The 25,269-nt window shown below is 69.0% G+C and carries 23 protein-coding genes and 1 tRNA gene; 18 read left to right on the plus strand and 6 right to left on the minus strand.

Annotated elements, in window-relative coordinates:
- Window positions 1–64: 64 nt before the first annotated feature.
- Window positions 65–211: a hypothetical protein gene (locus tag HFP15_RS32720; protein ID WP_246272234.1), complete on the plus strand. Its 147-nt coding sequence runs from the start codon at window positions 65–67 to the stop codon at window positions 209–211.
- Here the strand turns inward: HFP15_RS32720 and HFP15_RS32725 are convergent.
- Window positions 208–996, minus strand: coding sequence for an IclR family transcriptional regulator (locus tag HFP15_RS32725; protein ID WP_168520705.1), 789 nt, complete (start codon window positions 994–996; stop codon window positions 208–210). The two genes, HFP15_RS32720 and HFP15_RS32725, sit on opposite strands and share 4 nt — an antisense overlap.
- 72 nt (window positions 997–1,068) lie before the next feature.
- Between HFP15_RS32725 and hutH the strand changes: the two genes are divergently transcribed.
- The 7 genes from hutH (at window position 1,069) to HFP15_RS32760 (ending at window position 9,210) form a co-directional block, all read left to right on the plus strand.
- Complete coding sequence (hutH, locus tag HFP15_RS32730) at window positions 1,069–2,574, plus strand: histidine ammonia-lyase (protein WP_168520707.1); 1,506 nt, start codon at window positions 1,069–1,071, stop codon at window positions 2,572–2,574.
- On the plus strand, window positions 2,571–4,205 hold the full coding sequence (hutU, locus tag HFP15_RS32735; RefSeq protein ID WP_168520748.1) for a urocanate hydratase: 1,635 nt from the start codon (window positions 2,571–2,573) through the stop codon (window positions 4,203–4,205). The genes hutH and hutU overlap by 4 nt, the downstream gene beginning before the upstream one ends.
- On the plus strand, window positions 4,202–5,362 hold the full coding sequence (locus tag HFP15_RS32740) for an allantoate amidohydrolase (protein ID WP_168520709.1): 1,161 nt from the start codon (window positions 4,202–4,204) through the stop codon (window positions 5,360–5,362). Before hutU ends, HFP15_RS32740 begins: the two co-directional genes overlap by 4 nt.
- On the plus strand, window positions 5,359–6,648 hold the full coding sequence (locus HFP15_RS32745) for a formimidoylglutamate deiminase (protein ID WP_168520711.1): 1,290 nt from the start codon (window positions 5,359–5,361) through the stop codon (window positions 6,646–6,648). The genes HFP15_RS32740 and HFP15_RS32745 overlap by 4 nt, the downstream gene beginning before the upstream one ends.
- On the plus strand, window positions 6,636–7,766 hold the full coding sequence (hutI, locus tag HFP15_RS32750; protein ID WP_168520712.1) for an imidazolonepropionase: 1,131 nt from the start codon (window positions 6,636–6,638) through the stop codon (window positions 7,764–7,766). Before HFP15_RS32745 ends, hutI begins: the two co-directional genes overlap by 13 nt.
- Window positions 7,767–7,861: 95 nt before the next feature.
- Window positions 7,862–8,992, plus strand: coding sequence for an inorganic phosphate transporter (locus tag HFP15_RS32755; protein WP_168520714.1), 1,131 nt, complete (start codon window positions 7,862–7,864; stop codon window positions 8,990–8,992).
- A complete protein-coding gene (locus tag HFP15_RS32760) occupies window positions 8,989–9,210 on the plus strand; it encodes a hypothetical protein (protein ID WP_168520716.1) in 222 nt (73 codons plus the stop codon). The genes HFP15_RS32755 and HFP15_RS32760 overlap by 4 nt, the downstream gene beginning before the upstream one ends.
- Here the strand turns inward: HFP15_RS32760 and HFP15_RS32765 are convergent.
- The gene (locus tag HFP15_RS32765) at window positions 9,207–9,815 is read right to left on the minus strand and encodes a hypothetical protein (protein ID WP_168520718.1); all 609 of its coding nucleotides are present in this window, start codon (window positions 9,813–9,815) and stop codon (window positions 9,207–9,209) included. The genes HFP15_RS32760 and HFP15_RS32765 overlap by 4 nt on opposite strands.
- On the minus strand, window positions 9,812–10,018 hold the full coding sequence (locus tag HFP15_RS32770; protein WP_168520720.1) for a hypothetical protein: 207 nt from the start codon (window positions 10,016–10,018) through the stop codon (window positions 9,812–9,814). The genes HFP15_RS32765 and HFP15_RS32770 overlap by 4 nt, the downstream gene beginning before the upstream one ends.
- Before the next feature lie 63 nt (window positions 10,019–10,081).
- Between HFP15_RS32770 and HFP15_RS32775 the strand changes: the two genes are divergently transcribed.
- Complete coding sequence (locus tag HFP15_RS32775; protein WP_168520722.1) at window positions 10,082–10,795, plus strand: dienelactone hydrolase family protein; 714 nt, start codon at window positions 10,082–10,084, stop codon at window positions 10,793–10,795.
- Window positions 10,792–11,574 carry an ion transporter gene (locus tag HFP15_RS32780; protein WP_168520723.1) on the plus strand — a complete coding sequence of 261 codons (783 nt, stop codon included), beginning with the start codon at window positions 10,792–10,794 and terminating at the stop codon, window positions 11,572–11,574. The genes HFP15_RS32775 and HFP15_RS32780 overlap by 4 nt, the downstream gene beginning before the upstream one ends.
- A 2-nt stretch (window positions 11,575–11,576) precedes the next feature.
- Here the strand turns inward: HFP15_RS32780 and HFP15_RS32785 are convergent, their stop codons facing one another.
- The 3 genes from HFP15_RS32785 to HFP15_RS32795 all read right to left on the minus strand — a co-directional run bounded on the left by HFP15_RS32785 (window position 11,577) and on the right by HFP15_RS32795 (window position 15,186).
- Complete coding sequence (locus HFP15_RS32785) at window positions 11,577–11,948, minus strand: hypothetical protein (RefSeq protein ID WP_168520725.1); 372 nt, start codon at window positions 11,946–11,948, stop codon at window positions 11,577–11,579.
- A gap of 71 nt (window positions 11,949–12,019) precedes the next feature.
- Window positions 12,020–14,386: an ATP-dependent helicase HrpB gene (gene hrpB / locus HFP15_RS32790; protein ID WP_168520727.1), complete on the minus strand. Its 2,367-nt coding sequence runs from the start codon at window positions 14,384–14,386 to the stop codon at window positions 12,020–12,022.
- Window positions 14,383–15,186 (minus strand): glutamate ABC transporter substrate-binding protein, encoded by an 804-nt coding sequence (locus tag HFP15_RS32795; protein WP_168520750.1) that lies wholly within the window; start codon window positions 15,184–15,186, stop codon window positions 14,383–14,385. The genes hrpB and HFP15_RS32795 overlap by 4 nt, the downstream gene beginning before the upstream one ends.
- A 53-nt stretch (window positions 15,187–15,239) precedes the next feature.
- Between HFP15_RS32795 and HFP15_RS32800 the strand changes: the two genes are divergently transcribed.
- The 8 genes from HFP15_RS32800 (at window position 15,240) to HFP15_RS32835 (ending at window position 25,078) form a co-directional block, all read left to right on the plus strand.
- Window positions 15,240–15,752, plus strand: coding sequence for a MauE/DoxX family redox-associated membrane protein (locus HFP15_RS32800; protein WP_312871871.1), 513 nt, complete (start codon window positions 15,240–15,242; stop codon window positions 15,750–15,752).
- Between the two features lie 4 nt (window positions 15,753–15,756).
- Entirely contained in the window at window positions 15,757–16,536 is a 780-nt protein-coding gene (locus tag HFP15_RS32805) for a DsbA family protein (RefSeq protein WP_168520729.1), read from the plus strand.
- A 105-nt stretch (window positions 16,537–16,641) separates the two neighbouring features.
- Window positions 16,642–16,714: transfer RNA gene (locus tag HFP15_RS32810), tRNA-Ala, on the plus strand.
- Between the two features lie 582 nt (window positions 16,715–17,296).
- Window positions 17,297–17,575, plus strand: coding sequence for a hypothetical protein (locus tag HFP15_RS32815; protein WP_168520731.1), 279 nt, complete (start codon window positions 17,297–17,299; stop codon window positions 17,573–17,575).
- Window positions 17,576–17,724: 149 nt separating this feature from the next.
- Entirely contained in the window at window positions 17,725–19,929 is a 2,205-nt protein-coding gene (locus tag HFP15_RS32820; RefSeq protein ID WP_168520733.1) for a serine/threonine-protein kinase, read from the plus strand.
- Window positions 19,930–20,229: 300 nt separating this feature from the next.
- On the plus strand, window positions 20,230–20,808 hold the full coding sequence (locus HFP15_RS32825; RefSeq protein WP_168520735.1) for a hypothetical protein: 579 nt from the start codon (window positions 20,230–20,232) through the stop codon (window positions 20,806–20,808).
- Window positions 20,805–22,859: a hypothetical protein gene (locus HFP15_RS32830; protein ID WP_168520737.1), complete on the plus strand. Its 2,055-nt coding sequence runs from the start codon at window positions 20,805–20,807 to the stop codon at window positions 22,857–22,859. The genes HFP15_RS32825 and HFP15_RS32830 overlap by 4 nt, the downstream gene beginning before the upstream one ends.
- Window positions 22,860–22,930: 71 nt before the next feature.
- Complete coding sequence (locus HFP15_RS32835) at window positions 22,931–25,078, plus strand: hypothetical protein (protein ID WP_168520739.1); 2,148 nt, start codon at window positions 22,931–22,933, stop codon at window positions 25,076–25,078.
- Window positions 25,079–25,269: the final 191 nt, after the last annotated feature.

Here is a 25,269-nt window from a genome sequence, read left to right on the forward strand (position 1 = left end):
CCAGATGGCCCGTGCAAGCCGTGCAAGAAGCGCTGAGGAAGCTCCGACCGGGTGGCTCGCGGGTGTGCGCGCGGAGGAAAAGGTCCAGCGTGACGCCCAGGAAAGCAAGGCGGCGCGCACCGTCGCCGGGCACTCGGTCAACGCCGCCGAGTGCGCCGAACTGCTCGAAATGCTCGGCCTCGAGCCAGGACAGGGCAAGGTCCGGGTCTAGCTCCGGCGACCGCCGATCCGGGCGGTCAGCTCGTCCGCCGCGCGCCGGACGCGCCCGGCGAGACCGGGCCAGGTTTGCTCGCACGGCGTCCGTTCGCCCGCGCAGTGGTGCCGCAGTGTCACGCTGACCGACGCGAGTGGACGGCCGCCGTGGTCGAACACCGGATACGCCACCGACGCGAATCCCGCGGTCACGTGGCCGTCCTCCACGGCCCAGCCCCGCCGCCGCTCCACCGCGAGCGCCCGCCGCAGCTCCGCGAGGCTTTTCGGCCCCCGCTCGGTCCGCAGCACGAACGAAGCGGTACTCGGGAACAGCGCCCGCACGTGCGCGGCGGGCAGCTGGGCCAGCATCGCGCGCCCCGAAGCCGTCAAATGCGCCGGTAACCGCACGCCCACCTCGGTCACCAGCGTCTCGGGTCGCGCCGGACGCTCCTTGACGAGGTACACCAGCTCGTTGCCGTGCAACACGCCCAGCTGCGCGGTGTGCCCCACCTCGTCCGCCAGCGCGCGCAGCAGCGGCGCCGCCAGCCGTTCCAGCGGATCGTGCCGCAGGTACGCCGAGCCCAGCTCGAACGCGGCGATCCCGAGGCCGTAGCGGCGCTCCGCGGGCAGATGCGCGACGAAACCGGCCGCTTCCAGCTCCGCGAGCAGGTGGTACGTGGTCGAACGTGGCAGCTCCAGCTCACGGGCGATCGTCGCCGCCGAGACCGGGGCGGCGTGCGTGGCGAGCACGTGCAGGACCGCGAGGCCGCGCCGCAACGCCGGTACATCGCTGCTTTCGCCCATATGTCTGGGATACCAGACACAACCGTCCGGTGGGTGATCGTGCGCGCGGTCGCGCGGAGGTGCAATAGGCTGATGGTGCCAACAGTGCGGCTGACCTCGGAACCGGTCAGCCGGGAAGACGTGGTCGCGGTCGCGCGCGGGGGCGCGCACGTGGTGCTCGACGAGGCCGTGCTCAAGAACCTGGCCACGACGCGCCAGCACATCGACGCGCTCGCCGACGCTCCCGATCCCGCATACGGAATCTCGACCGGGTTCGGTGCGCTCGCGGTCCGGCACATCCCGGAGGACCGCCGCATCGCGCTGCAGCGGTCACTGATCCGCTCGCACGCGGCCGGTGCGGGACCGGCGGTCGAGGCCGAGGTCGTCAGGGCCCTGATGTTCCTGCGGCTACGCACACTCGCGACCGGCCGCACCGGTATCCGGCCCGACACGGCGAAAGCGCTTACCGAAATGCTGAACGCGGGCGTGATCCCGGTGGTGCACGAGTTCGGTTCTCTCGGTTGCTCCGGAGATCTCGCCCCGCTGGCCGCGGTCGCGCTCGCGCTGATGGGCGAGGGTGAAGTGTTCGATGTGGACGGTCAGCGCAAGCCGGCCGCCGACACCGGGCTGACGTCGGTCACCCTCGCCGAGAAGGAGGGTCTCGCGCTCACCAACGGCACCGACGGGATGCTCGGCATGCTGGTGCTGGCCTTGGCCGACCTGCACCGGTTGCTGGACGCCGCCGATCTGACCGCCGCGATGAGCGTGGAAGCCCTGCTGGGCACCGATCGCGCGTTCGCCGCCGACCTGCAGGCCCTGCGCCCGCATCCCGGGCAGGCGCTGTCCGCACGGCACATGCGCGTTGCGCTGGCGGGGTCCGGGATCGTGGCCAGTCACCGCGACTGCGACCGCGTGCAGGACGCGTACTCGCTGCGCTGCGCGCCGCAGGTGCACGGTGCCGCGCGGGACACCGTGAGTCACGGCGAACTGGTCGCCGACCGCGAGCTCGCGGCCGCCATCGACAATCCGGTCGTGCTGGCCGACGGGCGGGTCGAGTCCAACGGCAACTTCCACGGCGCACCGATCGCCTACGTGCTCGACTTTCTCGCCATCCCGGTCGCCGATGTCGCGAGCATCGCCGAACGCCGCACCGACCGGATGCTCGACGTGGCGCGCTCGAACGGGCTGCCCGCGTTCGTCGCCGACGACCCCGGCGTCGACTCGGGGTACATGATCGCCCAGTACACGCAGGCGGCGGTGGTCAGCGAACTGAAGCGGCTCGCCGTGCCCGCGTCCGTGGATTCGATTCCCAGCAGTGCCATGCAGGAAGACCACGTGTCGATGGGCTGGTCGGCCGCGCGCAAGCTGCGTCGCGCGGTCGACGGCCTGACCACGGTGCTCGCGATCGAGTTGCTGACCGCCGCGCGGGCGCTCGATCTGCGTGCCCCCTTGCGGCCCGCACCGGTGACCGGCGCCGCGCGGGACATCGTGCGCGAGCGGGTCGCCGGGCCCGGGCCGGACCGGCACGTGGCGCCGGACATCGCCGCGGCGGAGGAGCTTGTCAGGTCAGGAGCGATTCTCACGGCATGGGAGGCATGATGGTACGAGCTGCTCGGGGGCCGTCGCTGACCGCGAAAAGCTGGCAGACCGAGGCCGCGTTGCGGATGCTGCACAACAATCTCGACCCCGAGGTCGCCGAACGGCCGGAGGACCTGGTCGTCTACGGCGGCAGCGGCAAGGCCGCCCGCGACTGGCCGAGCTTTCACGCGATCACCCGTAGCCTGAGCACTTTGGACGATGACGAGACACTGCTGGTGCAGTCCGGCAAACCGGTCGGGGTGCTGCGCACCCACGAATGGGCGCCGCGCGTGCTGCTGGCGAACTCGAACCTGGTGGGGGACTGGGCGAATTGGCCGGAGTTCCGCCGCCTGGAGCGGCTCGGGCTCACCATGTACGGGCAGATGACCGCCGGCTCCTGGATCTATATCGGCACGCAAGGAATCCTGCAGGGGACGTACGAGACCTTCGCCGCCGTCGCCGCGAAACGGTTCGGCGGCTCGCTCACGGGCACGCTCACCGTGACCGCGGGGCTCGGCGGTATGGGCGGGGCGCAACCGCTGGCGGTCACGATGAACGGCGGCGTCGCGCTGGTCGTGGAATGCGATCCGCGGCGCGCGCGGCGGCGGCTCGAAGGCGGGTACCTCGACGAGCTCGCGTCCGATGTGGACGACGCGGTGCGGCGGGTCACGGACGCGAAAGGCCAGGGGTGTGCGCTGTCGGTCGGCGTGATCGGCAACGCGGCCGAGGTGCTGCCGGAGTTGCTGCGGCGGGGGATCGAGGCCGACATCGTGACCGATCAGACCTCGGCGCACGACCCGTTGTGTTATCTGCCCGTCGGCGTCAGCGTCGAACAGTGGCGTGACTACGCGGCGGACAAACCCGAGGAGTTCACCGAACGCGCCCGCGAATCGATGGCGCGGCACGTCACGGCCATGCTCGGGTTTCTCGACGCGGGCGCCGAGGTCTTCGACTACGGCAACTCGCTGCGCGGCGAAGCGAAGCTGGGCGGGTGTGAACGGGCCTTCGACTACCCCGGCTTCGTGCCCGCCTACATCCGCCCGCTGTTCTGCGAGGGCAAGGGCCCGTTCCGGTGGGTGGCGCTGTCCGGCGACCCCGCCGACATCGCGGCCACCGACAGGGCGATCCTGGATCTGTTCGCCGGCAACGACTCGCTCGCCCGCTGGATCCGGCTGGCAGGGGAACGCGTTGCCTTCCAGGGACTTCCGGCGCGCATCTGCTGGCTCGGCTACGGCGAGCGGGACCGGGCCGGGCTGCGGTTCAACGAGATGGTCGCCAGTGGCGAACTGAAGGCGCCCGTCGTGATCGGCCGCGACCATCTGGATTCCGGCAGCGTCGCCTCGCCGTACCGGGAGACCGAGGCGATGGCCGACGGTTCCGACGCGATCGCCGACTGGCCGCTGCTCAACGCGCTGGTCAACACCGCCTCCGGCGCGACGTGGGTGTCGATTCACCACGGCGGCGGCGTCGGCATGGGCCGGTCGATCCACGCGGGACAGGTGTGCGTCGCCGACGGCACCGCGTTGGCGGCACGAAAGATCGAGCGCGTGCTCACCAACGATCCGGGCATGGGCGTGCTCCGCCACGTCGACGCCGGATACGAGCGCGCGGTCCAGGTCGCCCACGACCGCGGCATCCGGATCCCGCGATGAACGCCGTCTCGTTGCTGGCCGAGATCGGTGACGTGGGGCGGGATCGGTGGCGCGGTGGGTACTCGCGCCATGTCTTCGAGCCCGCCGAGACCGAGTTGCGCGAGTGGTTCACCGAGCAGGCGCGGCGGCGCGGGCTCGACGTCGAGACCGATCGCAACGGAAACCTGTGGGCGTGGTCGGGCATGCCGGGACCGGGTGCGGTGGTGACCGGCAGCCACCTCGATTCGGTGCCCGGCGGCGGCGCGTTCGACGGGCCGCTCGGTGTGGTGAGCGCGCTCGAAGCCATCCACGCGGTGCGCGGTCCGGCCGCCGTGGTGGTGTTCGCCGAAGAGGAAGGCGGGCGTTTCGGCGTGCCGTGCCTCGGGTCGCGGCTGCTCACCGGCTCGATCGACGCCGAGCGCGCGGTCGCGCTCAAGGACCCGGCCGGCATGTCCGTGGCCGAAGCGGCACGAAGCGCCGGGCTCGATCCGGCGCGGTTCGGGCGTGACGACGAGGCGTTGTCGCGGATCGGCACGTTCGTGGAACTGCACGTCGAACAGGGACGCGGGCTGGTCGGTCTCGGCAGCCCGGTGGCCGTCGGGAGCACCGTCATCGCGCACGGCCGATGGCGGTTTTCTTTCTCCGGACAGGGAAATCACGCGGGTACGACGTCGATGGCCGACCGCCGCGACCCCATGCTGCCCGCCGCCGAGGTGGTCTCCGCGGCCCGGCGGGTGGCCTGCCGGGCCGAGGGTGCACGTGCCACCGTGGGCAGGCTGGTTCCGCGCCCGGGCGGAACCAACGTCATCGCGTCCACTGTGGACCTGTGGCTCGATGCCCGCGGTGGTGTGCCGGTGGACGAGATCGTCGCCGTGGCAAGGGAAGCCGCGGCGGCGGAGGGATGTGCGGTGACGGTCGTCGAGGAGTCCGCCAGCGGCGAGGTCACCTTCGACGCCGGGTTGCGGCGAGCCCTGCGGTCGGTGCTCGGTGACGTGCCGGAATTGCCCACCGGCGCCGGGCACGACGCCGCGATCCTCGCCCCGCACGTTCCGGTGGCGATGCTGTACGTGCGCAATCCCACCGGGATCAGCCACGCACCCGAGGAGTTCGCGGAAGACGCCGACGTGGAGTACGGCGCGCGAGCGCTGGCCGCCGTGCTCCGGGACTTGTCGACATGACGACCTTGTGGTGCGAACGGGCGTGGCTGCCTGACGGGGTGGCCGCGGCGGTCCGGATCGAGGCCGACCGCGGCACGATCACATCGGTCACCAAAGGCGCGCCACGGGCCGGGACAGTCCTCAACGGACTCGTGGTGCCCGGGTTCGCCAACTGTCATTCGCACGCGTTCCACCGTGCGCTGCGCGGCCGCACACACCGCGACCGCGGCACCTTCTGGACCTGGCGCGAGCGCATGTACGCGCTGTCCGAACGACTCGACCCGGACTCCTACCGGCGGCTGGCGCGCGGCGTTTTCGCGGAGATGGTGCTCGCCGGGTACACGAGCGTGGGCGAGTTCCACTACCTGCACCACGCACCGGGCGGCCGGCCCTACGCCGATCCCAACGCCATGGGCCACGCACTCGCCGCCGCGGCCGCCGACGCCGGAATCCGGCTGACGCTGCTCGACACGTGTTACGTCACGGCCGGTTCCCAGCCGCAGCGGCGCTTCTCCGACGGCAACGCCGACGCCTGGGCGGCCCGCGTCGATTCCTTCGCACCGCACGGAGAACACGTCCGGCTCGGCGCGGCCGTGCACTCCGTGCGCGCCGTGCCGCGCACCCAGTTGCCCGTGGTCGCGCAGTGGGCGGGGGAGCGGCCGCTGCACGTTCACCTGTCCGAACAGCGTGCCGAGAACACCGAATGCCTCAAGCGGTACGGGCGGACGCCGGCGACCTTGCTCGCCGAGGGCGGCGTGCTCGGCGAGCACTCGGTCGCGGTCCACGCCACCCATCTGACCCGCGACGACACGGGCCTGCTCGCCCGCATGGGCACCAGGGTGTGCTTCTGCCCGACGACCGAACGGGATCTCGGCGACGGCATCGGCCCGGCTCGCGCACTCGCCGGCGCGGGCGCCGGATTGTGCCTCGGCAGCGACAGTCACGCGGTGATCGATCCGCTGGAGGAGGCGCGGGCGCTGGAGCTGGACGACCGGCTCGCCGCCGAGGCCCGCGGCCGGTTCACGCCCGCCGGACTGCTGGCCGCGGCGACCGATCACGACGCGATCGGCTGGGGCGAGGCCGGTGCGCTGGCGCCCGGCGCCGCGGCCGACCTGGTCGTCATCGGCCTCGGCTCGATCCGCACGGCCGGCGTCGAGCCCGAGGGAGTGCTGTTCGCGGCCACGGCGGCCGACGTCACCGACGTGCTCGTCGGCGGCCGCTGGGTCGTGCGCGACCGGACCCACCAGCTTCTCGAACAGCCGGAATCCCTGCTGGCGAAGGAGATCGAGGCACTGTGGCAATCCTGATCACCGGTATCGGCGAGCTGACCACGAACGATCCCGCGTCGGGCGAGCTCGCCGACGCCGCCGTGGTGCTCGACGGTGCGCATATCGCGTGGGTCGGCCCCGCGGCTCGGGCGCCGGATGCCGACGAACGCGTCGACGTGGCGGGCCGGGCCGCGCTGCCGGGCTGGGTCGACAGCCACACGCACCTGGTGTTCGCGGGCGACCGGACCGCCGAGTTCGAGGCCCGCATGGCCGGAAAGCCCTACCAGGCAGGCGGAATCGCGGTCACGGTGGAGGCGACGCGAGCCGCGACGGACGACGAGCTGGCCGCGAACCTGCGCCGCCACGCCGCCGAGGCGTTGCGCCAGGGCACCACCTGCCTGGAGACCAAGACCGGCTACGGGCTCACCGTCGCCGACGAACTGCGGTCGGCCCGGATCGCGCGCGAGGTGGCCGACGAGGTCACCTTCCTCGGCGCGCACCTCGACACCGGTCCCGGCTACCTCGATCTGGTCTGCGGCCGGATGCTCGACGCGGTCGCGCCGGAGGTGCGCTGGGCCGACGTGTTCTGCGAGGAAGGCGCGTTCGACGGCGCGGAGTCCGAACGCGTGCTGCGTGCGGCGCGCGCTCGCGGGCTGGGCCTGCGGGTGCACGGCAATCAGCTCGGGCCGGGGCCCGGCGTGCGGCTCGCCGTCCGGCTCGGCGCGGCCAGCGTCGACCACTGCACGCACCTGACCGACGCGGATGTGGACGCGCTGGCCGGTTCGGACACGGTCGCGACCCTGTTGCCCGCCTGCGACCTGTCCACCCGTCAGCCGCTCGCCCCGGCCCGCCGCCTGCTCGACGCCGGTGCGACGGTCGCGCTGGCCACCAACGCCAATCCCGGCAGTTCCTACACGACCTCGATGGCGTTCTGCGTGGCGACGGCCGTGCTGCAGATGGGAATGTCGGTGGCGGAGGCGGTGTGGGCCGCCACCGCGGGCGGGGCGAAGGCATTGCGGCGCGAGGACGTCGGGGTGATCCGGCCGGGGGCGCGCGCCGACGTGCAGGTGCTCGACGCACCCTCGGTCACGCACCTGGCCTACCGCCCGGGCGTACCACTCACGTGGGCGGTCTGGCGCCGCGGTCAGCGAACGTGAGAGTCCTTACAGAAAGATCGGCGATTTGGTAAAAATGGGATAAACCACCGGTGGATGTTCACTCGCTGTTCAAGAGCCCTCAATACCCTGAAGGTGTGGACCTCTCCCTGATCGTCATCGTGGTCATCGTCGCCGCGCTGGCCTTCGATTTCACCAACGGATTCCACGACACGGCCAACGCGATGGCCACGTCGATCGCCACGGGAGCGCTGAAGCCGAAGGTCGCGGTCGGGATCTCCGCCGTGCTCAACCTCGTCGGCGCCTTCCTGTCGATCGAAGTCGCCAAGACGATTTCCGGCGGGATCGTGGACGACACCAAGATCACTCCCGTCGTCATCTTCGCCGGTCTGGTCGGGGCGATCATCTGGAACCTGCTGACCTGGCTTTTCGGATTGCCCTCGAGTTCTTCGCACGCGTTGTTCGGCGGCCTGATCGGCGCGACCTGGATCGCCTCCGGCGCGGACGCGGTGCATTTCTCGAAGGTCGTGGAGAAGGTGCTGATCCCGGCCGTGGCCTCGCCGCTGGTGGCCGGCGTCGTCGCGGTCGTCGGCACGTTCCTCGTCTACAAGATCACCGCCCGGGCGCGGCAGGACGTCGTGTCCAAGTCCTTCAAGACCGCGCAAGCGCTTTCCGCCTCGCTGGTCTCCCTCGCGCACGGAACGAACGACGCGCAGAAGACCATGGGCGTGATCACCCTGACCCTGATCTCCTCCGGCGCGCTGGCCAGCGGTTCCGCGCCGCCGGTGTGGGTGATCCTCAGCGCCGGTCTGGCGATCGCGCTCGGCACCTACCTCGGTGGCTGGCGGATCATCCAGACGATGGGCAAGAAGATCACCGAAATCCAGACGCCGCAAGGCTTCGCGGCCGAAACCAGTGCCGCGGTCACGATCCTGGCGTCTTCGCACCTCGGCTTCGCGCTGTCCACGACGCACGTGTGCGCGGGAGGCGTCATCGGCTCGGGTGTCGGCCGCAAGCTCGCCGAGGTGCGCTGGGGCGTCGCGGGCCGGATGGTGGTCGCGTGGCTGCTGACGCTGCCCGCCGCGGCGATCATCGGTGCCGTCGCGTCCGAGGTTGCGGGAGCGGGCAGCATCGGCACAATCCTCGTCGGGGTGGTCGGTGTGGCGCTCGCGCTGGTGATCTACCTGTGGTCGCGCCGCAACCCGGTGACGGCGAACAACGTGAACGGGCCCGAGCAGGAGCAGCCGGTGCCGGTGGGGGTGGGATGAAGATCGACTGGGCTGCCCTCGGCAGCGTTTTCGTGATCGCACTGGTCGCGGTCGCCGTGGTCACCGGTCTGTTCGCCGTCGGCGTGCGCGGGCTCGCGGCCAGGACCGTCGCCCGCGAAGGCGGCGGCACGGGGACGGCGGGACTCACCAGGGCGCTGGTGTGCTTCGCCGTGTGCGCCGCCGTCGTCGTCTACGGGGTGTACCTGATCGTGGCTTAACCCGCCAGGTCGTCCGGCAGCGTGCCGGCGCGATGGTCGGGAAGCAGGTCCACGATGTAGGCCACCCGGGCCACCTCGTCCAGCATCTCGGCGACCAGCGGAAGCCCGTGGTCGGGAATGACGTCGAGGCTCGCCACGATCGTCGTCTCCGGCAGGGTGTCGACGAACCGCGCGATCGTGATCCAGTCCTCCCGCCGCGCCAGTTCCCGCGCGACGCGGACGACCACGGGCTCCGGCAGGCCCGCGATGATGCCCGCCGCGCGCCGGGGGTCGAGTTCGGCCGCGACGTCGGCGAGGAAGCCCGGCGGGAGCCGCTTGGCGATGTCCACGCCCCTGCCGATGTCGACCAGCCCCGCGATCCGCGCCGCCAGCAGCGGCCCGAACACCCGCTCGGCCAGCTTGGCCAGCAGCGGATTGGGCAGCAGCCTGCTCGCCCCGGCCATCCGTTCCAGCACATTCAGATGCGCATCGAACAGCGTGGTCGTGACCTGGTCACGCAGCCGTCGCACGTCCGCCTGCGGCACGTCGCGAAGGTAGGCGAAGCGGTCGGCGGACACGCCGAGCACGCGGGCGAGTTTGCGGATTTCCGCGTCTGTCGAGCTCACAGCCCCACGGCCTTTCGCACCGCGGGGCGCAACAGCGCGGGCACATACCGCAGGGCGTCGTTGCCCGCCTTCGCCAGCGCCGCACCCTGGCGCCGCCGGGCCTCCCGCACGGCGTCCGCGAGGTCCTGCTGGTGCTCCTCCGGCAACGCCTCGATGCCGTCGGGCAGGTTGCCGAGTTGCCCGGCGAGACTGCGGTCGCTCATGCGCGTGCCTTCCCTCGGTGTCCCTTTGTCGAACGATCTTCTCATTTCACTACGGTTCAACGCATGACAGTTGAAATCGAGACGTCGAACATCACCGTCAACGGCCTCACCGCCCACCTGTCTCGCCCTGCCGGGGGATCCCGCCAGGGCATGCTGCTCCTGCCGATGATCACCGGGATCGGCGAGCGGGTGCGCGAGTTCGCGGCCACCATCGCCGTCACCGGCGTGACCGTGCTCACGTGGGACCCGTGGCACGGCCCGAGCGACGAGGACACCTCGCGCGAGCAACTGTTCGAGATGATGGGCAAGCTCGACGACGACGTGGTGCTGGGCGAACTGGACACGTTGCTCGGTCACCTCTTCGGCGAGCTGGGCTGCGCGAAGGCCGGTGTCATCGGCTGGTGCCTCGGCGGCCGGTTCGCGCTCATGCTCGGCGGTCGCGACGAACGGCTGGCCAACGTCGTCGCCTACCACCCGACGGTGCCCGGCACCCCCGCGCCCAACCACACCGTCGACGCCGTCGCGGAGACCGGCCGGATCAAGGCGCCGGCCATGATGATGTACCCCAGCGCCGACACGCTGGTGCCGCACGAAAGCTTCCAGCGGCTGCAGTCCGCGTTGCAGTCCCGCCCGTCCGGGGCGAGCATCGTGCACGTGTATCCCAACGCCGAGCACGGTTTCAGCAACAAGCCGCAGGAGGGCAACCCGGAGAACGCCGACGCCTGGGCGATCTCGTGGCCGCAGGTGCTGGAGTTCATCCGGGTGACGACGGGATGACGCGACGCCACCCGGGCGGGCTCGACATCGCCATGCTCGTGCTGGCGGTGTTCTCCGTCGGCCTGCTCGTCTACGTCACGTTCTTCCCGCATTCGGCGGCCACCGCGCACCGGGTGTTCATAGTGGACACCACGATCTGCGGGATCTTCTTCGCCGAGTTCCTGTGGCGCTGGCACCGGCACGGCTGGAGCAAGCGCTTCCCGCTCCTCAACTGGTACGAGATCCTCGGCATGATCCCGATCGCGCACCCGGCGCTGCGCGGCTTCCGGCTCCTGCGGGTGATCGCCGTACTGGTGCGGCTCGCCCGCACCGCCGACCGCGCGTTCGGCGAGCTGTTCACGCAGCGGCTCATCGAACGGCTGTCCCGGCCGATCGTGCTGGCCATCAAGAAGCCGATCACCATCGCGGTGCTGGACGAGGTGGTCAAGGTCGTCGAAACCGGGAACTATCCGGAGAACCTGGCCCGCTCGCTGGGCGAGAACCAGGAGATGCTGCGCGGCGTCATCGCCGAGAAGCTCAAGGCCGATCGTCAAGCGGGCCGCCTGTCACGGCTACCGTTCCACGACGAGGTGGTGACGTCCATTCTGGACACATCGATGCGGGTCATCCTCGAGGTGCTCATCGATCCGCGTATCGACGAGTTCTTCGCGGAGGTCGTGCGGGAGAACCGGGAGCAGATCCGGCAGGCCGTGGAGCTGGGCCTGCACGAGACCGAGGACGACGATCTCGAACGCCGCCTGCCCGCCGTTCCACAGCGGACACTCCTGCGCGAACATTGAGCTCAGCGCAGAACGAACAGCGGCACGAGGTTCAGCAGAACCAGGCCGAGCGCCGCCGCGAAGCCGACGAGAGCGGCTTTGCCCCCGGCGGGAACTCCCTCGGCCCGGGCTCGCAAACCGAAGGCGAACGTGACGACCGCGGGCGCGATGAGCACGAGGCAGGCGGGGATGGCGGCCCGCAGCGCCACGCGGGACGGGATCGAGGTGTCCGCTCCGCCGTAGCCCTGGATCGACACCAGCCAGTCGCCGAGAGCGACCGCGGCGGCGAAGGCGACGGGCAAGAGCAACAGAGCCAGCCACGCGCGGTGTAGGTCCCGGTGCCCGGCGTCGTGCCGCGGCGGCCTCGGGCGCAGCATCTGGTTCGAATCGGTCATCGCGCACTCCTTCTCCCTGCTCAGCGCACTCCCGGCGCGAGCGATGGGGAAGGGCCGAAAGTCTCCCTCGTTCAGGACTTCCGGTTGGTGCGCCGGGTCGGCGTCGCGGTCAACGGGTCCTCGGGCCACGGATGCTTCGGGTAGCGGCCGCGCAGTTCGGCCCGCACCGAGGCGTATCCGTTGCGCCAGAACGAATTCAGGTCGCCGGTGACGGCGGCGGGACGCCCGGCGGGGGAGAGCAGGTGCAGCACGACCGGCACCCCGGCCACCTGCGGCGTCTCGACCCAGCCGAAGGTCTCCTGCAGTTTCACCGCGAGTACCGGTTCACCGCCGGCGTAGTCGAGACGGATGTGGGAGCCGGACGGGACCTCGATGCGGTCGGGAGCGAGTTCGTCGAGCCGCGACGCCTCCGGCCACGGCAGCAGTCCGCGCAGCGCGGCCGTGACGTCGATGCGCGCCAGATCGGCCCGGCGCCGCGCGGACGTGAGCCACTGTTCGGAGGCTGCGAGCAGGTCTTCGTCGGCCATGCCTGGCCACGGCGGACCGAGCACGCGATGCAGGAACGCGAGCCGCTGCCGCAGCCGCTCGGCCTCACGCGACCACGTGAGCAGCCCGAGCCCCTCCTTGCGCAGACCCGCCAGCAGCGCCTGCCGGACCAGCTCCGGATCCGGATCGCGCAGCGGTCGTTCGTTCAGCACGATCGCGCCGAGGCGGCGGACCGAGCGGGCCACCACGTCGCCGTCCCAGCTCACCTCGTCCATTTCGGACACCAGATTCGGCGCGGCACGCAACGCCAGTTCCTGATCGGCCCGCGCGGCGAGTCGGATCACGCCGTGGGTGCGGCCGGGATCGCGGGTGGCCTCGGCGACCGCGAGCCATTCCGCGTCGCCGAGCCCGCTGCCCGAGGGCAGTTCGACCGCGGTGCCGCCCGCCATGAGGTAGACCGGCGAGCCGGGCTGCCTGCGCCGCGCGAGGCGTTCCGGGTAGGCGAGCGCGACCACCAGCGCCGGACCGGGGTTCTCCGCGGCGCCGGTCACCAGTCTGGTCAGCCGGCGGATCTCGGTCCGGCGCCGGTCGTCCCGCGGCGCCCGCAGTTCCGCCTCGATGTCGGTGGCCTTCGCGCCCGCGTCGAGCACCGCGACGACCTCGGCCGCCGAGCGCGCGCCGACCTCCGCCGCGCCGTCGAGCAAGGCCCTGGCCAGCCTCGGGTGCAGCCCGAGCGCGGCCATCTCGCGGCCGCGCTCGGTCACCTGGTCGTCCACGACGGCGTTCAGCGTGGCGAGCAGTTCCCGTCCCGCGGCCAGCGGCCCCTCCGGCGGCGGATCCCACCACGACAGGCCCGCACCGTCCGGTGTGGACCAGCAGGCCAGTTCCAGCGCCAGGCGGGACAGTTCCGCGGTGCGGATCTCCGGCTCGGGATAGGCGGGCAGGCTCGCCTGGTCGCGCCGTGCCCAGCACCGGTAGGCCCTGCCGGGCGCCTCGCGGCCCGCACGGCCGGCGCGTTGTTCGGCGACCGCGGCCGACACCCGCACCGTCGCGAGGCCGGGCAGGCCGCGCCGGTGGTCCACGCGCGGCACCCTGGCCTGGCCGGAGTCCACGACGGCGCGCACGCCCGGCACGGTCAGGCTGGACTCCGCGACGGCGGTCGCCAGCACCACACGCCTTTGCCTGCCGGGAGTGAGTGCGGCGTCCTGTCGCCCCGCGGGCAGCCTGCCGTGCAGCGGGACGACCTCCACATCGGACAGCAGGGAGGTCGTCCTGGCGATCTCGCCGACGCCGGGGAGGAAGGCCAGCACGTCCCCGTCCACTTCGGACAAGGCGGTGCGGACGGCGCGGGCGACCGTCGCCTCGATCCGCTCGCCGCGTGCCGGTGGCACGTAGCCGAGTTCCACCGGGAAGGTACGCGCGTGGGCGGTGATGACGGGTGCGTCGCCGAGCAATGCGGCGAGCCGGTCGGCCGCGACCGTGGCGGAGGTGGCCAGCAGCTTGAGGTCGTCGCGCAGTCCGGCGCGGACGTCGAGCAGCAGCGCGAGCAGGAGGTCGGCGTCGAGATGCCGCTCATGGCACTCGTCGAGCAGGACCGTATCCACGCCGGGGAGTTCGGGATCGGCCTGCAGGCGCCGCACCAGCAGCCCGGACGTGACGACCTCGATCTTCGTGCGGGCGGAGACCTTGCGATCGCCGCGCACCGAGTACCCCACCGTCTCGCCGACCCGCTCCCCGAGCAGCGAAGCCATGCGCGCGGCCGCGGCCCGTGCGGCCAGGCGCCGGGGCTCGGCGACGACGACCCGTCCACCGGCGTGCTCGGCGAGCGCGAGCGGGACGAGGGTGGTCTTGCCGGTGCCCGGTGGCGCGACGAGCACCGCGGTGCGGTGCTCGCGCAGCGCCGCGGCCAGCTCGCCGAGTACCGCTTTGACAGGGAGATCGGGCAGGTTCATCGTTCGGTGACCACCGGCGGGGCGGGCAGCGGATAGCCGGACGGGCCGATGTTGCGCTGCAGGGACGCCAGCCAGTCGCCGCCGGCGATCATGTCCTGTATGGCGTTGTCCACAGTGGCCTGTCCGGCGGTATCACCTTTGCGTAAACCGATTCCATACCGTTCGTCGGTGAAGGGCTTGCCGACCACGCGAAGCAGTTCCGGGTTCTGCGTAACATATCCCGCGAGGATCACCCCATCGGTGGTAACCGCATCCACTTGTCCGGCAAGCAAAGCGGTCACGCAGTCCGGGTAGCGCGGATACTCGACGAGCTCGACGGCGTGCGCGAAGCGGTTCTTGACCTCTTGCGCGGGCGTGGATCCGGTCACCGAGCACAGCCGGCGTCCGTTGAGCGTCTCGGGACCGGTGATCGCGGTGTCGTTCTTGCGCACCAGCAGGTCCTGGCCGGTCACGAAGTACGGGCCGGCGAAGGAGATGAGCTGCTTGCGTTTGTCGGTGATCGAATAGGTGGCGACGACCAGATCGACCCGGCCGGACGTGAGATCGGTCTCTCTCGTGGCCGAGGTGGTCTCGCGCCAGGTGATGTTCTCCGGCTTCACGCCCAGCTTCCTGGCGACGTACTCGGCGACGTCGACGTCGAACCCGACGAACCGCCCATCGAGGGTGTGTTCGGCGAGTCCGGGCTGGTCGAAGCGTATTCCGATGGTCAGCGTGCCGTTGTCGGACTTGCCCGCCAGCGTGCCCGGCGCGGGGTGCGAGCAGGCGGTCAGGCCGAGCAGAAGGAGCACGACGACCGCCATCCGCACCACAGTCACCTCACAGTTTTCTCAGGACCCGCCGCTAGCCTAGGTGTGTGTTCCGCCCCTCCCAAGCTGTGCTCGACGTCGTCGGGACGCTGGTCAGGCTGGGTCTGGCCGCGGTGTGGCTGGTCTCCGGGTCGATCAAACTCTCCGACGCCGGGCAGACCTACCTCGCGGTCAAGGCCTACGACGTGCTGCCCGACGGCGTTGTGCATCCCGTGGCGACCGCGTTGCCGCTGCTCGAACTCGCGCTGGGTGTGTTCCTGCTGTTCGGGCTCGTGACCAGGATCGCCGCCGCCGTGTCCGCTGTGCTGCTCGTGGTGTTCATCGCCGGGGTCGCGCAGTCGTGGGCGCGCGGGCTGACGATCGACTGCGGCTGCTTCGGCGGCGGTGGCCAGGTCGCCGACGGCCAGACGCAGTACCCGCAGGAGATCCTGCGCGACGTGGGGTTCCTGGTGCTCGCCGGGTGGCTGATCGTGCGGGCGAGGACCAGGCTCGCCGTCGACGGCTGGCTCGGCGCCGGGTCCGCGCGGGGCGAATACGTGACCGAAGCAGAAAGGACCTGAGGCAGTGGGTGGAGCGGAACGTTCCGCACGGAAGCGCCGGCAGACGCAGCAGCGCGGCTCGGGCGCGCGTGTGGTGTCGCAGGCGCGCGGTGGGGGTGGCAACCGCAAGACCATCGTCGCCGTGGTCGCCGTCGTGGTGCTGGCCGTCGTGGTGATCGGCGGGGTGATCTGGACGAACTCGTCGAAGAACAGCACAGCGGGCCAGAGCATCGCGCCGCAGACGTCAAGTGCCGCACTCGACACCCCGGGCGAGCGACAGGGCGCCACGGTTGTGTCGGGCAAGGCGGATGCCAAGGTCAAGCTGGACATCTACGCGGATTTCCTGTGCCCGTACTGCGGGCAGCTGCAGCAGTCGTCCGGGAAGCAGATCGAGGACCAGATCGCGGCGGGCACCGTGCAGGTGACCTACCACATGATCCCGCTGCTCAACAGCAGGTCGGATCCGCCCGGTTACTCCCTGGATTCGGAGAATGCCGCGCTGTGCGCCGCCGACCAGGGCAAGTTCACGCCGTATCACGACAGCCTGTTCAAGTCGCAGCCCGAAGAGGGACAGCGCGGCTACGACAAGACGCAGCTGATCAAGTTGGGCACCGACCTGGGGATAACGGCGCCGAACTTCGCGACGTGCGTCAACAACGGGACGTACAACGCGCAACTGCAGGACGCCCTGACGAAGATCTCGGCGGACCCGTCGTTCCAGGGCACGCCGACGATCCTGCACAACGGCCAGTCGATCACCTGGACCGACCCGAACTGGCTGACCAACCTGATCAACCAGGCCTGAGCAGCCGGCGCGGGGGCCCGTTCCAGGAGTGGGCCCCCGCGTTCGAGGGGCCCGGGGCGTCATGTAACGTATGTACTCACGAGATGCGGAGTTCACTTCGCACCCGGGGCTATGGCGCAGCTGGTAGCGCACCTCACTGGCAGTGAGGGGGTCAGGGGTTCGAGTCCCCTTAGCTCCACAGTTTTTCTGATCGCCCGGCGCTGCGGTTTCCGCAGGTCGGGCGTTGTTTTTAGGTGCGCCGAAAATCTGTCCATTGTGGATTCGGTTTCAGTTACCGTTCAGTAGGTGGAGCAAATCTGGAGCAGGGCTTTGACCCCGTTTCAAACGGGGTCACGGAAACTGCTCCAGGCGGGTCACCCAACTGGGCGGTTCTGCACATTTTCTTTTGTCGGCGGCTGGTTTGTCGTTGTTCGCGTGTGTCGTGTGGCGCGGGCCGCTCAAGGCGCGCATCGTGGGCATGGCTGGGAATGGTGATCGGGCTGGCGGCGGTGGCGACCGGTTTCTGGTGGTTGTGACGTGTCGTGACGGGCCGATCTGCACGGTCGGGGTGCCTAGCGGTCCTGGATTTGGTGTTCGGTTAGGGCGTCTGGTGAAGTGCTGGTGCACAGGCCGGGTCCGCGGCTGTCGCTAGAACAGGTGTGCATTCGCCAGCGCAGAATCGGCGCGCGGCGACGAACAGGCGGAGGTAGAGCTCATCGAGTTTGACGTAGTCCTCATCGCGCACACGTTTGACTACATATACGCGGAGATCCTCGATCCGGTGATCGCGCACCACCTCGAGCCGCTATCCGACCTCCCGAACGAGATCGACGCGGTGTGGATCCTCCTCGCCGAGACTCACCTCGTGATCTGGTCGCGTGTGGCGAATCGCTGGACCAACTTGCTGTTCTCCGGTGGCCCTGTGCCGCCTGCCACCGAAGACGACGATGTCCTGATCGCCGTTGATGAGGAGTTCCGCCACCTCATTGGCGACGACCAGGCGTCGCCGTTCGCGTTTACACTCACCGCTAGCGACTCCGCCGTTGGTAGGACCACGTAGGTAAACCGGTTGAACGCCTGCCCTGCCGAGATGGTCGCGACGATGCAGCGATCAGTCGGCCCGTCGGGCGTCCGGTAACCGCCGTTCCGATACCGTCCGACCGCGTTGTTGAGTCCTCGACCTCTATCTGGACCAGACATTGGGAGAGCATGCTGAACCTCATCGGCGGATATGGCCAACTGCTCGACTCCGGGTTGTCGGGCGATCAACGCCAGGAGCAGTTCGTCGCGTTCGTCGTAGACCTGCTCGGCTACCAAGCCGTACACGCGCGTTCTGACGAGCCTCCGGGCTTCGCCGACGGCGGCCGGGTCACGTTCGTCCTGGATGGCGGGTACTACCTCCTGGACATCGTGTGGCCCGAGCAACCGCTCAGCCAAGACCGCCTCAGTCAGATCCTGGCCACAACCCCGACGCACGGCAATGTGAAACACGCGTTGCTGTGTATGACTGGATTCCAGGCCCCTCCGACTGGCGCTAAGACGGCCCTTCGATCCGGCACGGTGTTCCTCGATCGTGGCCATCTGGAGGCGGTGGTCTGTGGATTGTTCACGCTCTCTGAGTTGCTGGACGCCGCTTTCGACCACGCTTTCGTCACTGGACGCTCGTTTACCGCGTTGGTTGACCTGATGGCCGAACCACCGCTGGCGGATGCGCCCGCGCGGATGTTTCGGGCCGACCAGCTACCTCCACCGTGGCAAGTGATCATTTCGACAGGTACCGATGTCGACGCGCACGTCTTACTGGTCGGCGATGACGGATGGGCCCAGCCTCGCGGCATGGCGGCGCTCGCTCCGAACAGGCTCCTGGTCACGACCGATGAGGGCATCGTGGAGGTCGACCCGGCTCGCGGAGCGACGTTGTGGTTTCTGCGGATGAGCGGATGCCAAGGTGCGCCGCTGGTTCTTCCCGACGGATCGGTCCTTGTCCTGTGTCGTGGCGCCGTCCTGCGCTATCTCGACGGGAGCCTGGAAGCGATCGGTGGCGGCTTCGCCAAAATGCCGATGCTGCTGGCGGGCCCGGACGGTGATGCGTGGGTCTTGTCCGGATCGGGGATGGGCGGCCAAGCTGACTTGGCGCTGACGCGGCTTGGAGTCCGGGCGGGGGAGCAACACCGCTTCCCTGTGGAGTTCGATGCGGCCGTGCGGGCTGCCGGCTGGTTGGAGGGTCGCCGGTTTTTCCTCGCCGCTGGCGGGCACTCGGCCGTGCTTGACCTCAGCCGCGGTAGTGCGGTCGGTCGGACCGAGTGGCTGTCGACTTCCCATGCATATCTTGGCAACCTGCTGGTCCTTAACCCAAACTTGGTCGTCACCGCCTCGCACGATGGCAGCGGTATTCGCGCGACCCTGGCCGCCACGAACATCGCCGCCAACTCCCAGAAGACGATCGCCGAACTCGCTATCAACAACATCTCCGGCATCGCTGCCGTCGGCGACCGCGTGTACCTACTCGCCGACGTTCGCGGTAACGCACACGACCCGGTGCCGGTCCTCATCAGGCTGTCTGGCGTTGTTGCCGAAGGAAGCGAACCTCCGGTGAACCCACTTTCCACGTCGCAGGCGACAGAAACCGAGTCGGCCGACCCTTACCAGGCCGTGACAAGTGCCGCTAACGGACAACGGCGAGATTACAGCTTGGAGCGCCGGCCGATCGAACGTGGCGGCCAGGCTGAGGTTTTCGAAGCTACTCACAAACCCAGCGGAACCCGGGTCGCGTTCAAGAAGCTGATGGCACAGAACCAGGATGCGTTAGCACGAATGAAACGCGAAGTCGATGTCGCCCGACAGTTGGGGGGTCATCCGCATGTGATGCCGATTCTGGACTTCAGTGACAGCGGTGAGTGGTTCGTCATGCCGCTCGCGGATGGGACCGCCGAAACCCTGGTTTTCGATGAACTAGCGGAACCGACTCAAGTGCGAGCCATGATCAACGACATCTGTCGCGCGCTGAGGACCGCGCATAGCCATGGCTGGGTGCACCGGGATATCAAGCCAGCCAACGTACTCAAGCTCGACAGTCGGTGGGTAGTTGCGGACTGGGGTCTGGTCCGGCGGCCTCACGGGCAAACAACGAACCCCAACCGAACCCGAACCGGCATGCTCCTCGGGACCGAGGGCTTTGCAGCACCCGAGTTGTCCGTCGACGCTCACCAAGCCGGGCCGCCGGCCGACATCTACGGTATCGGCCAACTGGTCGGCTGGGCGTTGGTCGGCAAAATGCCCCAGGCGAACATTCCGCTACTGCCCGCCGACGAAGGCTGGCGCGCTCTGGTCCGAACCGCCACACAACAAGATCCTGCCCAACGCCCCCAGACGATCGACGACTTTTTGAGAGTGCTGGAACGTCACATCGACTAACTGGACGCTCGCGTCCGGCCGATCACCGACGATCGGCGCATCGCGTGTGTGACTGCACCGAACTGTTGTTCGGCCTGGCGTTGTCCCCGCGAACCGGTGACCGTGGTATGGCGACGGCTTGGCACTGTAACGCATCGAGTTCCTGATCGACTCCTGTGAGTGCGGGATGATCCGACTTGATCTAGCAGGACGGACGGGGGAGACGGTCTGACCACGGAAATGGGGACCGCACGGCCTGCGGCGACTCGGATGCAACACGCCGTTCGGCTGCTGGTCATTCTCAGAGCGTGCGGTGCACCCGTGACGGCTGGCGATCCGGTCGACACGGTGAAGGTCGTTCGGAGCGAACTGCGGTTGCAGGCGCTCGACTTCTGGCTGCGCAATCCCGACTACTTGGCGGATCAACTCGTGTCCAAGGTCGCGGCAGGCGACCTTCCCGAGAGCTACCTGGACGTCGCGGCGCAGCTGCTGGACGATCCGGAGCCGGACCTGCGGTGGTATCCGATGCCGCGGTGGCTCTTCGGGGCGTATGAGGCTATCGACGACGCCTTCGCAGTCCTGGAGGCCTACGGACTCGCGCTTCTCCGCCGCCTGGGCGGGGTCGTGAAGGCCGCTCGAAGCCAGTTCTTCCTCACGACTGCGGGTGAAGCCGCGGTCGTGAGACTGGAGGAGGAGCCACGGTTGAGCTGGTACACCAAGCAGGTCGGGCTGGTGGCGCTGGTCGCTGGTGACGATTCGGGCAGTGCGCTCAAGAGACGCCAGTACGAGCAAGCTGAGTACGCCAGAACCGAGCTCGGCGTGGACATCGCGCCGATTGACGAGGGCGTACGAGAACGGTTGAAGGAGCTTCGAGCCGCGTACGAGGGGGGTAGGCAGTGAGCACGCTTGGGGAGGCCGTTCACGACGGTTGCGTGCAGACGGGCTTCGACATCGAACTGGAAGAGGTTGAGCGGATTCTGGCTGACGCCGGCGTCTCGACCAGCGCGACTACGGGGGTCCCCGTTCGTTTGCGGGTCCGCAAGCTTCACGTGACCGGAACGAAGGTTCTCGAGGTCGACGATGCGGACCTCGAGGTCGGGGCGAAGCCAGCCGTTGCGGTGCCATTCGACCTCGGCTGGACTCCCGCGGACGGTGTTAATGGAGTTGGTAGTGAACGGAATTTTCGCGGGAAGTCGTCGGTGCTGCGGTTCCTGGAGTGGGCACTGACCGGCCGCTGCCCGTTGCAGCCGGATGTCCGGGCGTGGCTGGACCACGTCGAGGTCGAGTTCGGCATCGATGCAGTCTCTGTGATCGTGTCCTTCGCCGTTGCGGCTGGTGCCCCGAGCGGCACGGTCGTGCAGTTGACGACGACGGGAGTGACACAACGGCGGATTCCCCTGGGGGCCTTCGACGGGGATGTCGAGTTCGAGTCGCTCATGGGCGCGCTGATGCTCGAACGCCTCCGGCTCGAACCGATCGCGATGTGGACCAAGGACCAGGAGATATCGCACGCCTGGCCGACCTACGCGTCGGCGCTGGCCGTGTACGCGGACGTCCTCGACCCCGTCGTGGGAAATCAGGGTGTCCTCGGGACGCGCATGCTGCAGATGTTCATCGGCACTCGCTGGGCACCAGCGCGTGCCCAGGCCCAGACCGCGCTCAACGCCGTCAAGTACGCACGGGACCAAGCAGCGTCGAAGGCGAAGATCGCGAACGAATTGGCGCAGACGCCGCTGGCAGCCGCAGAGAGCCGAGTGGCCGCGGCACGAGAGCGCTTTGCGTCGTTCGATACGGCCGAACCCGACGTCGATGCGGTGCTGGCGGCAGCGGCTAAGGCAGCGGACGCCGCGAGGCTGGCGCAAGAGATCTCCCTCCGCTTGACCGCGGCGCGGTCGGCCGCGGTACAGGTCAACGATCAGGTGCGCGTTGAACGCGCGCGGCGCAACACGGCGGTGGAGGATGCCCTCGCTCGCCGGTTCTTCAACGCGATGACTCCCACCGTGTGCCCGCGATGTTCGTCCGCGGTGACCGAGCAGCGCCGCCAGGCGGAAGGCCACGACCACACGTGCTCTGTGTGCTCGGCCCACTTGGATCTGGACGCGTTCGCCGGCAACGTCGTGGTCGCCTCCGACATCGCCGACCACGCCCGTGAGGAACTGCTCGCGGCGACCGCACACGTCGAAAAGGGTGTCGACGACGAAGAACCCGACACGGACATCCTCGACGCTCTCCTGCGGGCCGCCAGCGAGGCCAACGCGGCGGTAGCGGCGATCGAAGCCGAGTTCGCGGAGGCAGAGCAAGTTCGTCGTGACGCCGAAGCCACGGCGCTGGCCGCTCAGGCAGGAGCGGAGCGAGCGCGCGAAAGGTTCCAGGTCGAGCTCGAACTTGCCCGCGCCGAGGGCGCGCTGGAAAGCATGCGGCAGCGGGCCCGCGCCAGCTCGCCGGAAAGGTCGGACGCGGCGCGGGTCGCCGTGTTGGAAGCCGCCGACCGGGTTACCGGAACCTGGCTCAAGCGCGACCAAGACCCGTTGCTCGTCAACGTGTCCAAGGAGATCACCCGCCTGGTCCGCAGCTTCGGCGCTGACAACATCACCAGCGTCTCCCTCAAGGGCAACGCGAACATGGACGTCCACAAGGGCGGGACCAAGAGCGGGTACAGCGCCTTGACCAACGGCGAGAAACTGCGTCTCAAGCTGGCCACGGCGATCGCCCTGATCGCACACGGCCACCGGGCCGGGGTCGGCCGACACCCCGGTCTCCTGTTTATCGATTCTCCCGCAGCGGAAGAAATCCCAGCCGACGACCTGCAAATCATCCTGGAGGCGATGCGCACTGCGGCCGAGGAAACGAGCATGCAGATCGTAGTCGCCACCACTCACAGTTCACTGCTGACGGCGTTGCTGCCTCCAGGCAACGCGCTGGTCGCCATGGGCGACGATTTCGTTTGGTAGCGGCCAGCGAGCGTCCCTCGTCCATCGGGGCGGCTGGCTGGCACGATGGGCGCCGCGGAAGGAAGGAACCGATGGCGACCAGTCTCAAACCTGAAGTGATCGAGCGGCGGCTGTCCGAGGCACTGACGGACGGAGAGCCGCCTGCGGACCTCCTTGAGCGGCTTGGCGGCTGGTCCGCGATCGCGATCGTCGCGCCACGGCTGACGGACAACCCGATACTGACCCCGGTCTTGAGCCTCACGAGCCGGGACATTGCGGCCGCCGACCGGGACACGGCCGAGGTTCGTGCCGCCGTGGCCGCACTGGTGGACGCGGTAACGGCGAGTACCGATCCACTGCAGTTCGGCCAGGGCCTCGACGAGTTCTGCCGCAACGAGCTCTTGCTCGCAATGAGTGGGCCCGCCCTGGCGGCACGGTGCCTTCCGCTCGCGACGCCGCCGCAGCCGACAGGGGGTCAAACCGCCCCTTCGCCCGCCCAGGTGTCGCGACATGCCGATGCACTGGAGACCTATGCGCGGCTTTCCCTGACTGGTCAGGCCTCGGAGTACAAGCTGTTTGGTCTGATTGAGGACATCGCAACCCCACAACCCCGCCGGTACGCGCAGGCGGTGCTCCGAGCTATCGGAGCTGCCTACGACCGCTGGACGGTCGATGACCGCGTTGTTGGCGTTGTCAGCGTCCTGAGCGGTGTGGCGCGTGCCGTTTACACTTCCCCGCCCGGTGACGCCGCTGCGGCCCGCGACCAGCAGTACGGAAAGGACATCGCGTCCGACGCCTGCTGGACCGCGGCGAATATCGAGTTGGTTCGGGCGTTTCGGGCGTCTGGCGCGCACGATGTCATTGCGCACCTCGGTGCCGCGCTCGAAGCGCTCAGCTTTGTGAAAGCCCAGGATGAACGCGATGACGTCGAGGCCCTCGACGGGGCACTGCGGCTGCTGCGGGCATTCATAGCGGACCTGGTCGAGCACGATGGGGCGGCGAGGTCTGCGGCAGAGTGGCAGCTCGACCTTTCCCAGGTCGAGGCCCTCACCAGGCGTGTCCGGGAGTTCGCGGTGGCCGGCTACGGGCTGAGTCACTGGAGCGGGGACCGCAAGCAGCTCGTGCTCGCCGGCTGGGCCAGGCTGAGCCAGGACCTGGCATGGCTGCGGGACAAGCTCGACCGCGACAGCCTGTATGACGCCGCGGTCGTCCTCGACGACCTGCTCCAGATCTACTCGGCGTCGCACACCTACGAGATCACCCACGACGTCGGAGGGATCGAGGCGGTGCGCGCCCTCGTGCGTCCCGCCATCGCCGACGGCTTCGCGGCGCGAGCCGGGCTCATGCGAAACCTCTGCGACCACATCGAATTCCTCCAGCAGCGCGTCGAAACCGCAAACGACGACACGAGACAGGATGAAGAACACCTGGCGGCAGCGTTGGTCCTCCAAAAGGCAGCCAAGACCGCCCTTCTCGCCGCCCCGGAGGCGCCGGGAAAAGACCCGGCGCAGGGCCCGGCCGCGCTGCCGCCCCTGCTCGCTGAGTTCCTTGAACCGCACCCCGGAGTCGTCGAGGCTCTCGCCGGAATCGACCCGGCCCTGCTCCGCGACCTGAACACTTCCCTCGCCGACATCCGCGACGCCAACGCGCTCGATCATGACGTCGTGGTCACCGAAGTACGTAACAATGTGCTCGACGCGCTCGCACCGTGCCCCGACTTCAAGGGGGACGTCGCGCAGTCGGTTCAGGTTGTGCTCGACCAGCTTATCCGGTTCGTCTCACGGCGCATGAACACCCAGGAGTCCTCAAAGGACTACCTGTTCAAGGATGACGCCGACGAACACGACCTGCACGCCGACCTGTACGACTGGCTGTGCCACGGGCCACTCAGCGGCAACACAAACGTGGAGGTCCAAGAGGTCGGCGCCGGCAGGGTCGACATCCAGGTGAGCTTCCCGGGGTTTCATCTGTACCTAGAGCTTAAGGCCGACGAGACGATGGTGCCGATCAGTGAGAAGCACAAGTACATCAAGCAGACGGTCACGTACCAGGCGACAGATGTGCGGATCGGGTTCCTCGTCGTGCTACGGCTCGCCCCACCCAAAGACAAGGGCCCGGCGCCACACCTGCGCGACTACGTCAACCACACCGCAATCGAGCAACCGGGCAGTAACGGCGAACGCCACGTCGTGATGCTCGAAATCCCGGGGCGGCAGACCAAGCCGTCTAGCGTACGGTGATTCCAGTGCAATTCGGCGAAGGCGGCCGTGTACTAGACCCTCGACGCCGAGTAACGCGTTTACCGCTAGGGCGTGTCTGACAAAGATCTTGGTTGTCGGCTGGGATGCTGCTGTCGTGTCGCGGTTTCGGTTGTTGTCGGATGAGCAGTGGGCGTTGATCGAGGATTTGTTGCCGGTGCGGACGGGTAGAC

This window comes from Amycolatopsis acididurans (assembly GCF_012328925.1).
Classification (GTDB): Bacteria; Actinomycetota; Actinomycetes; order Mycobacteriales; family Pseudonocardiaceae; genus Amycolatopsis_E; species Amycolatopsis_E acididurans.